Genomic DNA, 13,143 nt, shown 5'->3' on the forward strand with positions numbered 1-13,143 from the left:
AGTTTCAGGTAAAGTATACGTTTTAGTATAAAATTCAATGTAAATTAAATAATTTTATTCTCTATTATATCGTGGTTATTAAGATTAAAACTGATTAAAATTCATCGAAAAAATTGAATTGAATTATTTATAGTTAAACTTAGATTTAGTGATTGATTGCCAATTGAGTTGATGCAATAATCTACAGCTATTAGTTATTGTGTCAATTAGGTTGTAATATGTTTGAAAAAGTAGAGTCCTATGCTGGGGATCCAATTTTATCATTAGTCGCTGAATTTAATAATGATCATCGTGAAAGTAAAACTAATTTAAGTATTGGTTATTATTATGATGAAAATAGTGTAGTACCTCAATTAGAGTGTATCAAAAATGCTCGTGATTATATTTATCACAATCAAAAAGGTGCGCAACTCTATTTACCGATGAGCGGTTTATCCTCTTATTGCCAAGCAATTCAGTCATTACTATTTGGTGAAGAACATTCAGCCTATAAAGATAAACGTATTGCAACGATACAAACATTGGGTGGGTCAGGCGCACTAAAAATAGGCGCTGATTTTTTATATCGTTACTTCCCTAATTCACAAGTTTGGGTTAGCGATCCAACATGGGAAAATCATATCGCTATTTTTAGTGGTGCTGGTTTTAAAGTAAATACCTATCCCTATTTTGATTCACAAACATGTGGAGTCAAATTCGATGCAATGCTTGAGACATTAGAACAATTGCCAGCTAGAAGCATTGTATTACTTCATCCTTGTTGTCATAATCCTACTGGGGCTGATTTAACACAGAGACAGTGGGATAAAATAATTGCAGTATTGAAAAATCGTGATCTCATTCCATTTATGGATATTGCTTATCAAGGATTTGGCGAAAGTATTGAAAGTGACAGTTACGCAATTAAAAAAGCTGCGGAAGTTGGTCTTTGTGGTTTTATAAGTAACTCGTTTTCGAAAACTTTTTCACTTTATGGTGAACGTGTTGGGGGGTTATCTGTGTTATGTGAAAATCTTGAAGTAGCGAGTCATGTATTAGGGCAACTTCAGGCAACTGTCCGTCGAAACTATTCTAGCCCATCGGCTTACGGTGCCCAATTAGTCAGTTACGTGTTAAATGATCCCGATTTGAAAGCAAATTGGTTCAAGGAAGTCGAATCAATGCGAAATCGTATTGTGGCGATGCGTTCTACTTTAGTTAACTTGTTAAAAAAACAAGTTCCAGATAGAAATTTCGATTATTTAGTAAAACAGCGTGGGATGTTTAGTTATACTGGTTTTAGTAAACAACAAGTCACACAATTAAAAGATAATTTTGCTGTTTATTTGGTGGGCAGTGGAAGAATGTGTGTGGCGGGTCTAAATCACCATAATATTCATCATGTGGCGGAAGCATTTGCTACATTAAAATAATCAAGTCACAAAAAGGAGAATATTTATGTTACGTAATATGTTAATGCTAGTCTTCGGTATTGCAATGACAACTCTCATTGTTGGATGTAATACAGTTAATGGTGTAGGTAAAGATGTCCAATCTGGTGGTAAGACTATATCAAAAACAGCAGAAAAAGTTAGTGATAAATTATAATAAAGACAATAAATAAAGTTATAAATTGTCAAAAGTAAAATGAGATATATTTTAGTAGTTATATTTTTTTACTTACTGGGTGCGGTTCGTTAAATTTTCGAACTGCACCTTTAACAATGAAAAACTGTCATTATTCAAGTATGATTAATACAGAATTTGTATTAAATCCTTTACCATCAAACATATCAAATTATCAGCATATTTATATTGCCCAAAGTCGACAAAGTAAACACTTACCAGCAAGTTATGCTGGCATGAAAGGTAAATTCACGGGAAATATTGAGATTCGTGATTATCCAAAACAAACATTTTGGCGAGCACAGTCCTTACTAGATAGAGTGATATTATATGATGATGGCTATGAAGATCTTTATATGAGTCCCACGCAAAAAGAAGCACGTGATCGCAAAGCGAAATTTGTAGTAAGGCAAGCGATTTTGAGATTATTTATATTGCTATTGATTCTTTAGTTAAAGACAGGGATAATCTTACATTAATTGAATCTAACGATGTATCAATATGTAAATAGATGAAATATTTTATAAAAAAAACACTAATAGCAATATAGATTGAATTGATAATTATAGTATCAAGCATATTAACAAAATTTATTTCACTTTCTTATTTAATTTTTGATAATTTAGCCCTAGAATTTCAATTATACAGTAAAGATTATTAATACTGCCTTTACGATGCTAGATTTCAATTTTTTCATCGTTTATTACAATTTGATATTGAATCAACGTAATATATGAAATTTTACAAAGGCAATTATTCATGCATGTTCTTTGATTCCCTATATGTTGAAGTCATAAAATCATTAAGGGTTGAAAATACATGTTGTTAATATGGCATAGAGATAACACACTATTGCAATAGTGTATTATCTGCTAATTTTTTTAAGGAAATAACATGTCATTAAGTTTTGAATCAACTTTGAATGGAAACGTCAAGAAAGCCGTTATCCCCGTTGCCGGTCTTGGTACGCGAATGTTACCTGCTACTAAAGCCATTCCTAAGGAAATGTTACCAGTGGTTGATAAACCACTTATTCAGTATGTAGTAAAAGAGTGTATTGCAGCAGGCATTACTGAGATCATTTTTGTTACCCACTCATCAAAAAATTCCATTGAAAACCACTTTGATACCAGTTTTGAATTAGAAGCAATGTTAGAAGCGCGCGTTAAACGTCAGCTGTTACAAGAAGTACAAAGTATTTTACCTAAACATGTTACAATAACCAGCGTCCGTCAAGGTTTAGCCAAAGGGCTTGGTCATGCCGTATTATGTGCTTATCCTTTGGTTGGCGATGAACCTTTTGCGGTCGTGCTACCAGATGTAATTATTGATGAGTATGAAAGCGATCTAACAAAAGATAATTTAGCAGCAATGATTAATAACTATCATGAGACTAAGCATAGCCAAATTATGGTAGAGCCGGTACCGAAAGAATTAGTTTCTTCTTATGGTATTGTCGATTGTCATGGTCAAGAATTGTCTGCTGGGGATGTAAGACAAATGTATAGTGTCGTTGAAAAACCATCAGTGGAAGAAGCACCATCCAATCAATCAGTAGTTGGACGCTATGTTTTATCAGAAAAAATATGGCCTTTACTTGCGAAAACACCATTAGGTACGGGTGGTGAAATTCAGCTCACTGATGCGATTGCAATGTTACTTGAAGAAGATCCTGTAGATGCATATTGTATTAAAGGTCGAAGTCATGACTGTGGTAATAAATTGGGTTATGTACAAACCTTTGTACAATACGCAATGCGTCATAAAAGCTTAGGTAATGATGTTACTGCATGGTTAAAGACAATTTAAACATTAATTTTTGATCACAAAAAAGGACGCTTTAAGCGTCCTTTTCATTCTGTATATTCTTTACTTGTATTAAACATCCGACTGTTCATTTTCAAGAGTAATATTTGGATTATAGAACGTATTCATATCCATAAGTCCCACTTCGCGATCGGTAGCGACAGCGGCAGTCATTGACCCAGATACGTTGACTAGGGTTCGTGCCATATCAATGATTGGATCGACAGCCAAAACCATACCAATTAATGGGAAGTATTCAGCCATGCCCATACCAGATAAAACTACTGTTGCAGCAACTGTTGCTGTACCAGGTATCCCAGCAATGCCAATAGATCCAATCACAACTACAATTACTAGCATAATATAAAATTGAAAATTAGTATCTATACCTACCATATGCGCAACCATAACGGCAAGCAACGCTGGAAAGAAACCAGCACAGCCATTCATACCCATAGTGCTACCAAGTGATGAGACTAAATTTGCTGTACCGGTATTTACTCCCATACGTACTGTTAAAGTTGAGATAGTCATAGGTAATGTACCGACTGACGAGCGGCTGGTAAAGGCTAATAACCACGTTCCCATCGCTTTTTTAATATACATAAATGGTGATATGCCGTGAATCATAACAATTAAAACATGTACAATTAACATGATTAAAGTGGCCGTGTAGATAGCAGCAACAAAACCTGATACTTCAACAATTGCAGGTATACCATTGGAAATAATAGTTCTGGCAAGAAGAGCGATCACTGCATATGGCATATATTTAATGATAGTCATCGCAATTGACATCACAATTTTATAAAGTGCTTCAATAAAAGTTTTAAAAAGGATAATAGGTTGAGGACTTTTCTTTTCCATTCGATTGGCAGCAAGTCCCATAAGAGCAGAAAAGATAACTAATCCAACAATATTTTCTTTAACCATTGATGCAATGATATTACTTGGAATAAGGTTTACAAATGTATCAATAATATTAGTGTACTGTTTAGCTTGAGCTTGGTGAATAGTTGTAGAGCTGATCTTTCCTAATTCAAACAAATTAGCCAAAACAATACCGACTATACAAGCAATCGCAGTGGTAAATAGTAACCAGAATATCCCTCTAAATGCGATTTGTGGGAGATTTTTTTTACCCGAAAAATCGATAATAACTTTTACAATTGAGACAAATATCAAGGGAATGACTAACATACGAATAAAGGCAATAAAAGCACGCCCAAAAAGACCATACCATGTGGCCGTCTCTTGCATCCAAAGAGTTGATCTATCTGGGAATCCTGCTGCACTTTGTATACCTAAACCTAGCACGGCACCCAGTATTAATCCAACTAACATTCGAATAGAAAAATTAACTTTTTTGTCCTGTAGTGGTTTCATCACCCCTAGAAAACAAACTAGTAGTAGTCCAATACCAATTAAAGTTTGATAGTGTGTAATTGATAGGAACTTTTCAAAAAAAGTTCCTTGAAAAATGGGATCTGACATAATTGCCTCTTTATTGTGATAATTTAATCATCGAATAAAATCATATTAATAATCTTAATTAATTTTGATGAACTGATTTTTGTATCAAGTAAGATAATTTGTATTATTTAGCTATTGAACCTGCAATATTTAAAATGTCCCAGGGTCTTGAAAATGGAGGCGCATACAGAAAGTCCATCATTGCTAATTCATCAATTTTCATCTCTGCCCATATGGCAGTAGCTAACGTATTCACTCGTAAAACAGCACCACTACCACCCACGATTTGACCGCCTAAAATGATACGGCTATCAGCGTGATAAATGATTTTGGCCGTTATCTCAGTTTGTCCGGCAACATAATTACTGTGATTTTTATCCCTAACTACAACGGTTTTATATGCAATACCCGCTTTTTGGACTTCTTTTTCAGTTAAGCCAGTTCGTCCAGCTTCAATATCAAACGCCTTAAATGCTGATGTACCGATGGTTCCAGGAAATTCACTCTGTCCTCCTCCTAAATTCTCGCCCACTACTTTCCCCAGTTTATTTGCACCTGTAGCAAGAGGAATGTAAACTAAAGCTTTGCTGACTTTATGATGTAATGCTGCACAGTCACCCGCTGCATAAATATCAGAAAGGTTGGTTTGTCCATAGCTATCAGTAATGATAGCGCCATTTGCTAACGTATTAAGACCAATATTTTGATAAATTTCACTGTTTGGTTTCACACCAGTTGCAATAATAACAATATCAGCAAGATACGTATTTTTATTGGTAATTACGTGTGTGACGTGCTCTTCTCCAATAAAGCCCTGTACTTGTTCTTGTAGATGCAAATCACAATGTTGTTTGATGTTCTTTGCAATAATGTCGGTAATTTGTTCATCGAATGCATCGATCAGGACTCTATCATCTAACTGAATTAGTTTAACTTGCTTATTCAAAGCTACACATGATTCGGCAATTTCAAGCCCTATAAAGCCTGCACCTACTACAATAACATGTTTTACTTTAGGATCGGATAATGTTTGTTTAATTGCTAAACCATCATCAAGATCTCGTAAAGTAAAAATATTTTTCAATTGATGATTTGTAAAATTTGGAATAATAGGACTTGCACCAACAGCAATTAATAATTTGTCATAATTATCATCAAAGCACTCATTTGTATTGATATTTTTAATTGTTAATTTTTTTTGTATGTTATCAATAGCGACGACTTGGTGAAATGTTTTTATTTCAATGCCATCTTGTTGGAATTGTTGTGGTGTACGGGATATCATTTCATTAGCATCAGTGAAATGCTCACCAATAAAATAGGGTAAACCACAAGCCCCAAACGATACGATGTCAGTTTTTTCATAAATACGAATGGTAGCATTGGGGTTCATTCTTTTGGCTTTAGCTGCAGCACTCGCTCCAGCAGCTTGAGCGCCAATGATGATTATTTTCATCTAATTTTCTCCTTAGGGCTCAGATTCTCAATATTGACAATCCTATCATAGGTTATAAAATGTATACGCTGTAGATAGTGACTCAATATTAATCAGTTGCACAATTGAAAACAAAGTATTAAAGGTTTAAAGCAATAATTAATTTCTTTTTAGCCCCATTTTTTATTTTTGTCAAAAAGTTTTAGATTAACTATACGTTTAAGTATAGTTTATAAGATCTTTAATTAATTTAATTTGTAAATTAGAATCATTTAATGCTGGAATATAATGAAATTTTTCACCACCAGCATGTAAAAATAGTTCTCGATTTTCTTCATTAATTTCGTAAATAGTTTCAATACAATCTACAGAAAATCCAGGACAAATAACATGTACATATTTAACGCCGTTATGCGCTAGTTTTTCCAGCGAATCGCTGGTATTTGGTGTAACCCATTTTCCTTTGCCAAATTTAGATTGATAAGCCATTTCAATGGGAAGATTAATGCCATGAGCTTTACATTTTTCAATTAACAATAATGTGGTTATTTGGCAACGCTCTATGTAATCATCTTTGCGTTTGTGGATATAACGTTCGGGAATTCCATGATAAGACAGTACTAATACATCAGGCTTCCCTTGCTCTTCAAACGCTTGTTTAATCTGTAAATATAGAGCATTAATATAACTGGGATGATCAGCATAATCACGGATGTAATGAATATTATTGGGTATTGATTGAGAGGATTCAATTGTTTTTATTTTATCCAGTACAGATAATGTTGTCGTAGTCGAATATTGAGGAAATAATGGTAATACTGTTATTTTGTTACATGATTGTAATTTATTTAATGCAAATTGAAGATTCGGCTCGCCATAGGTCATGGCTAATTGGCAATGAATATTAGATAAAGCCTGTTGTAACTTCTCGCACAGTTGTTGACTGTAATGCATCAATGGTGATAAATCATTTATCCAAATTTTTTTATAATGATTAATAATATAAGGCACCCGTTTAGGTAATACTCGATATTTTAAAATTGGATACCAAAAGAAAGCAGGCAAATCCACTACGTGCCTATCAAGTAAAAATTCAATTAAGTATTGTTTTATTGCATCAGGCGTGGCTGTGTTAGGTGTCCCAATATTAACCAGTAATAACCCTTGTGTTTTATTCATAAGTAACCTTATTTTGAACAAAGATAACCGTTTATAATACTAACAAGCCTATCTAGTGCACCTTGATTTTTCTTTAATACTTGATAGGCATTTTCACCAATTTGTTGGCTTTCTGTTTTATTATTCAATAGATTGTTTACAACTAAGTATAAAGATTCAGCTGTGCTGTCACAAATAATCATTCCTTTTGCAGCAATTAATTGCTCGCAAATAAGTTTAAAATTGAAAAAATATTTACCACTAATAACTGGAATATGATGCAAGGCTGGTTCTAAAGGGTTATGTCCTCCATGATCGACCAAGCTACCGCCAACAAAAGCAATATCTGCCATGCTATAAAGTTCTAATAGTTCACCCATGGTGTCACCCAAAACCACTTGAGTTTGAACTGTTGGTATTTGGTTTAAACTACGAGTTATATAGTTAAATTGACTATTTTTAATTAGTTTTTCAATTATTTTAAAACGTTCAGGATGGCGGGGTACTAAGATTAATAATAAATCTGGATTATACAGCAATAATTGTTTAAATGCCTTTAGGATGATCTCATCTTCGCCATCATGAGTACTAGCTGCAATAAAAACGGGACGATTTAATTGCCATTTTTGTTTTAATTCAGCAATTTTTTGTTGTTGCTCAGTCGTTAAATTAATGTCAAACTTGATACTGCCAGTTACGGTTAGATGATCACTGGGTAGGCCTAGTGATAGAAAGCGTTCACCATCTTGCTTATTTTGTACCGCAACCATGCTAATTTTAGCTAATAAATGTTTAATGCTTGTGCCTAGTTTACTGTAACGGTTAGCTGAGCGTTCGGATAAGCGAGCATTAGCAATAATTAAAGGGATAGCGTACTTATGGCATTGGCTAATAAAATTAGGCCAAATTTCGGTTTCCATAATAATAACTAACTTAGGTTGGATTCTTTGCAAAAAACGCCTAATAGCGCACGGCAAATCATATGGTAAATACACATGGCTTACACTGTCTTTTAGTAATGATTTAACTCGCTCAGATCCCGTTGGTGTCATTGTTGTGACGGTAATGGGTAAATCAGGATATTGTTGTTGTAAAGCTTTAATAAGCGGAACGGCTGCAATGGTTTCACCGACAGATACTGCATGAACTAAAATGCCATTTTCCTTCACTTTATTTTTGCAAAAACCATACCTCTCAAGCAAACGTTTACGATATGCTGGTGTTTTGTAACTACGCCAAAGTAATCTTATCCATACCAATGGCTGAATAAGATAGAGTAAAATGGTATAAATCCGTTGCATATCCATCAGTCCTTAAGGTTAAAAAAATGTTGGCGATAATAAATAAGCTCTGCAATAGAATCACGAATATCATCAAGTGCTTGATGAGTACTTCGTTTTGTGAATCCTTTTAAAATTTCAGGTTTCCATCGTTTCGCTAATTCTTTTATGGTACTAACATCTAAATAGCGATAATGAAAATAACTCTCTAAATTAGGCATATAATTAAATAGAAAACGGCGGTCTTGCCCAATAGTGTTTCCGCAAATTGGTGAGCTATTTATAGGTACCCACTGTTTTAAAAATTGGATGGTTAGTTGTTCGGCTTGTTGTTCTTTAACGTTACTTTGGCGTACTCGTTCAATTAAACCTGACTTGCCGTGGGTATTTTTGTTCCAATCATCCATTAAGGCTAATCGTTCGTCGGATTGATGAACGGCAATAACGGGACCTTCAGCTAAAATGTTTAAATTAGAATCAGTTACGATAGTTGCAATTTCAATAATACGATCGGTTTCTGGGTTTAGACCAGTCATTTCAAGATCGATCCAAATGAGATTGCTACTGTTAATTTGTAATTGTGTGGTCATAATTTGTTATAGAAATTTTCTTTTTGATGCCGAGTAGTGTAGCATAACTGTCAAACTGTTTTAGCAAAAATTAGTGACTGTGGCAAAAAATCAACTATCCAAAAATCAAAAAAGACGTGTTGAGGCTAAACACCGACAACGATTAGAAACCAAACAAGATGAAAGTCTGTTAAATTTTTCATCACCACGTGATGGTGTGGTGATAAGTCGTTTTGGGAAGACAGCTGATGTTGAAGATAACTCACGACACATTTATCGCTGTAGTATTCGGCGTACTTTACCATCATTAGTGACAGGTGATAAAGTCGTGTGGCGTGAAAGTTTGGAGCCTAATACCAATGGTATTATTGAGGCGGTTCATGTAAGGCATTCTGAGTTAGTTCGCCCTGATTTTTATGATGGAGTTAAACCTGTTGCTGCTAACGTCGATCAAATAATAATTATTTCAGCTGTTTTACCTGAATTATCACTTAATATTATTGATCGTTATTTGGTGGCTTGCGAAGCAACCGATATTGAGCCAATCATTGTTTTAAATAAAACCGATTTACTGAGTGATCAACAACGAGCAAAAGTTGAAGAACAATTAACTATTTACAAAAATATTGGTTATCAAGTTTTATATGTTTCTTGTCACAATCACCATGGTATTGCTGCGTTACAAGCTCTTTTACAGAATAAAATATCCATTTTAGTTGGGCAATCAGGTGTGGGAAAATCAAGTATTATTAATTTATTATTACCGCATCAATCACAATCAGCTATTACTGGAGATATTTCCGAATTATCTGGATTGGGGCAGCACACTACTACTTCAACTCGACTTTATCATCTACCAAACGGAGGTGATATTATTGATTCGCCAGGTATTCGTGAGTTTGGTTTATGGCATCTGGAGCCAGAACAGGTAATTAGTGGCTTTAGAGAGTTCGATGACTATTTAGGGGGATGTCAGTTTCGAGATTGTAATCATCTCGATACACCAGGTTGCTTATTACAACAAGCTGTGAAAGATAGCAAAATTGCACCATCAAGGTTAGATAATTATCATCGAATTTTACAAACCATGAAAGAAGTAAAAGCTAGAACAAATAAAAGTTTTTAAATTTTAATATTGTTAATTTTAATTATTTAATTGATGCGATTTCGTTATTACAATAGATAAGGGTAGCTTAAATTGGATCAATAGCAATTTAAGCAACCCGTTAGTATTAAACTATCAGTTTTTTATTGCAAAACCAATAGCTACATATGCAAAACCTTGGAATATAAGGTCTATACCTAAAAACATTCCTAATACCCAAAGACTATCATATGGCCAGCCAGTAATAATCATCAAACCTAAAATTAGGGTAATAATACCAGAAGTGAGTACCCATCCCCAACGTGGTAAATTTCGATTACTAAAAGAAGCAAAAATTTGCGTAAAGCCACTCATAATCAGCAAGATGGAGATCACTAAAGTTAAAGCTGATGAAACCGCAATCGGTCGAAAAAAAGATATTAAGCCAACAATAATGTATAAAATACCTATTATTGTCCATAATGCCGTTTGACCAAAACCTTTGAGGTTAAATGAATTTATTGTTTGTGCAATTCCTGCTATTAAAATTAATGCACCAATAAAATAGACAGAAAAAACAGTTGCAATTAATTGATAACCTAAGGCTAAACACCCTAATACAATTAAAATAATGCCTACTACAATTAACCAATTGGATTTTTGTTTTATATATTGAACGTTATTTTCATCACATATCATATTATTTTCCTACTTTTATATTTAAGTTTACATTTAAATAAAACATCTTTCTGATCGTAGAATTGCTAATCATAGTTAGCAATAGAAAAGAAAGATCGCGGAGGTAATGATTACTGCTGATCTGTAGTATTTTTAGATGTACCACAGATCTTACTACTTACTTATTAAATAACATAAAAACTACGATGAAACTACTCTTTATCCTTCAATGCTTCATCTAATGTTGAGAAGAACATTAGTTTATTGGGGATAGGTACAATTTTTGCGCGAGCTAATGTTTTTAATGGCTGAAATTGCAACTCACATATTGATAAATCAACGTGTTCTGGCAATTCATCAATAAAATGTATTAAGGCATTAAGTCCGCCAGCGTCAAGAATTGGTACGGCATCCCATTGTAATATAATATGCTCATAACCGTTAATTTTTTTATAAAGCTCAGCAAAAGTTTTTTCTGCAGCAGCAAAAAACAGTGGTCCATTAACACGTAAAATTAAAGTTTTATTATCACTCCGATTTAGTTCAACTAAACGAGTCATTCTAGCAATACGACGCATAAATAATATGGAAGCCAGTACTATTCCAAGTGTAATTGCAATAACCATATCAAACAATACGGTCAGTGTCATACAGATAAACATAATTAAAATATCATCTTTAGGTGCACATTTGATGATATATATTACCCGCTGCACAGCACTCATATTCCATGCTACTATTAATAACAGAGCAGCCATTGCTGATAGTGGAATATAAGATAAAAGTGGTGCAAAGCAAATAAGAGCAAGTAATACTACCAATGAATGTAAGACTGCTGCGATAGGTGATGTAGCACCAGCCTTAACATTCGCAGCTGAACGTGCGATAGCAGCAGTAGCCGAAATACCACCAAAAAATGGAGCAATAATATTGCCTAAACCTTGACCTATCAGTTCGCTGTTTGAGTGATGTTTAGTGTGGGTCATTTCATCTAATACTACAGCGCAAAGCAGTGATTCAATGGCACATAACATTGCCATAGTAAGTGAAATCGGAAGTAAAGCTGAAAGTGTCGTCCAATCCCAATTAAATTCAGCATTTTCCCATGGTAAAACAAATTCAGGTAGTACTGAAGGAATACCACGACCGGTAGTATTATCAGCAAGTGTGTAGGTGAATCTTGAGCCTATGGTTTCAATTTGAAAGCCGAATTGATTTAAAATAAACATGATAATAATACCTGCAACCAAAGCTGGTAGATGACCGGATATTTTTACTCGAAATTTTGGCCATACAATTAAAATAATCAGTGTTACCATTCCGACAATTGTATCTGCAATATTAATGGATGGTAAAGTCTTAGCTAATTCAATAACTTTACTTATATAACTTTCAGGCATATGTTCAAGAGTTAAACCAAAGAAATCTTTAATTTGCATGGTGGCGATGGTAATAGCAATGCCTGAGGTAAAACCTAATACGACAGGTAATGGAATATATTCAATTAATCGTCCTAATCGAATCATGCCCATTAATATTAGAAAAACACCTGATAATAATGTTGCAATTAACAATCCGGATATACCATATTGTAATGATACTGGATATAAAATAACTACAAATGCGGCTGTAGGTCCGGATACACTAAAACGTGATCCTCCCGTTAGAGCAATAACAAGACCAGCTATAATTGCGGTATAAAGCCCATGTTGTGGCGGAACTCCACTGGCAATTGCAAGAGCCATTGCTAGTGGTATAGCAATAATACCAACGGTTATCCCTGCAATTAAGTCTTTAAAAAAACGAGTTGTATTATAAGGGGTACTTATACATGCTGAAATAAATGCACAGCTAATTTTGGTGCCAGAAAGGCCATATAATTTCATTATTTTTAATTAATAAAATGGAAGTTATTTTGAGTGCCTAATAAGATAATCTTTTTTACAAAAAATAAAAGAGTGTTATAAAAATAATCATCTTTTATCGTAAAATTTTACTATTAATCAAGTTTAGTGGGTCTGCTGTGTTAATATATGAAACGGATATTGTTATTTA

General features: G+C 33.9%; 12 protein-coding genes. 5 read left to right on the top strand and 7 right to left on the bottom strand.

Annotated features, from left to right (window positions below; genetic code table 11):
* Window positions 1-218: 218 nt before the first annotated feature.
* From J3U13_RS07680 to galU, 4 genes are all read left to right on the top strand, one after another.
* Complete coding sequence (locus tag J3U13_RS07680) at window positions 219-1,412, top strand: aromatic amino acid transaminase (protein WP_267341240.1); 1,194 nt, start codon at window positions 219-221, stop codon at window positions 1,410-1,412.
* A 25-nt stretch (window positions 1,413-1,437) separates the two neighbouring features.
* Window positions 1,438-1,587 (top strand): entericidin A/B family lipoprotein, encoded by a 150-nt coding sequence (locus tag J3U13_RS07685; RefSeq protein ID WP_267341241.1) that lies wholly within the window; start codon window positions 1,438-1,440, stop codon window positions 1,585-1,587.
* A 116-nt stretch (window positions 1,588-1,703) separates the two neighbouring features.
* Window positions 1,704-2,057: a hypothetical protein gene (locus J3U13_RS07690; protein ID WP_267341242.1), complete on the top strand. Its 354-nt coding sequence runs from the start codon at window positions 1,704-1,706 to the stop codon at window positions 2,055-2,057.
* Window positions 2,058-2,499: 442 nt separating this feature from the next.
* Window positions 2,500-3,414 (top strand): UTP--glucose-1-phosphate uridylyltransferase GalU, encoded by a 915-nt coding sequence (gene galU, locus J3U13_RS07695; protein WP_267341243.1) that lies wholly within the window; start codon window positions 2,500-2,502, stop codon window positions 3,412-3,414.
* Between the two features lie 69 nt (window positions 3,415-3,483).
* On the opposite strand, the gene J3U13_RS07700 is transcribed toward galU, so the two are convergent.
* The 5 genes from J3U13_RS07700 to orn form a co-directional block, all read right to left on the bottom strand.
* A complete protein-coding gene (locus J3U13_RS07700; RefSeq protein WP_267341245.1) occupies window positions 3,484-4,905 on the bottom strand; it encodes a cation:dicarboxylate symporter family transporter in 1,422 nt (473 codons plus the stop codon).
* 103 nt (window positions 4,906-5,008) lie between these two features.
* On the bottom strand, window positions 5,009-6,340 hold the full coding sequence (locus J3U13_RS07705) for a CoA-disulfide reductase (protein ID WP_267341246.1): 1,332 nt from the start codon (window positions 6,338-6,340) through the stop codon (window positions 5,009-5,011).
* A 198-nt stretch (window positions 6,341-6,538) separates the two neighbouring features.
* Window positions 6,539-7,498, bottom strand: coding sequence for a ferrochelatase (gene hemH, locus J3U13_RS07710; RefSeq protein WP_267341248.1), 960 nt, complete (start codon window positions 7,496-7,498; stop codon window positions 6,539-6,541).
* A gap of 8 nt (window positions 7,499-7,506) precedes the next feature.
* Window positions 7,507-8,778: a lipid IV(A) 3-deoxy-D-manno-octulosonic acid transferase gene (gene waaA, locus J3U13_RS07715; RefSeq protein ID WP_267341250.1), complete on the bottom strand. Its 1,272-nt coding sequence runs from the start codon at window positions 8,776-8,778 to the stop codon at window positions 7,507-7,509.
* Between the two features lie 5 nt (window positions 8,779-8,783).
* Window positions 8,784-9,347, bottom strand: coding sequence for an oligoribonuclease (gene orn / locus J3U13_RS07720; protein WP_267341251.1), 564 nt, complete (start codon window positions 9,345-9,347; stop codon window positions 8,784-8,786).
* Between the two features lie 79 nt (window positions 9,348-9,426).
* Between orn and rsgA the strand changes: the two genes are divergently transcribed.
* Window positions 9,427-10,452, top strand: coding sequence for a small ribosomal subunit biogenesis GTPase RsgA (rsgA, locus tag J3U13_RS07725; protein ID WP_267341253.1), 1,026 nt, complete (start codon window positions 9,427-9,429; stop codon window positions 10,450-10,452).
* 114 nt (window positions 10,453-10,566) lie between these two features.
* On the opposite strand, the gene J3U13_RS07730 is transcribed toward rsgA, so the two are convergent.
* Together J3U13_RS07730 and dauA are read right to left on the bottom strand one after the other, a co-directional pair.
* Entirely contained in the window at window positions 10,567-11,109 is a 543-nt protein-coding gene (locus J3U13_RS07730) for an HdeD family acid-resistance protein (protein ID WP_267341254.1), read from the bottom strand.
* A 191-nt stretch (window positions 11,110-11,300) separates the two neighbouring features.
* Entirely contained in the window at window positions 11,301-12,974 is a 1,674-nt protein-coding gene (gene dauA / locus J3U13_RS07735) for a C4-dicarboxylic acid transporter DauA (RefSeq protein WP_267341255.1), read from the bottom strand.
* Window positions 12,975-13,143 lie beyond the last annotated feature (169 nt).

The organism is Gilliamella sp. B2887, assembly GCF_026537015.1.
Lineage (GTDB): Bacteria > Pseudomonadota > Gammaproteobacteria > Enterobacterales > Orbaceae > Gilliamella.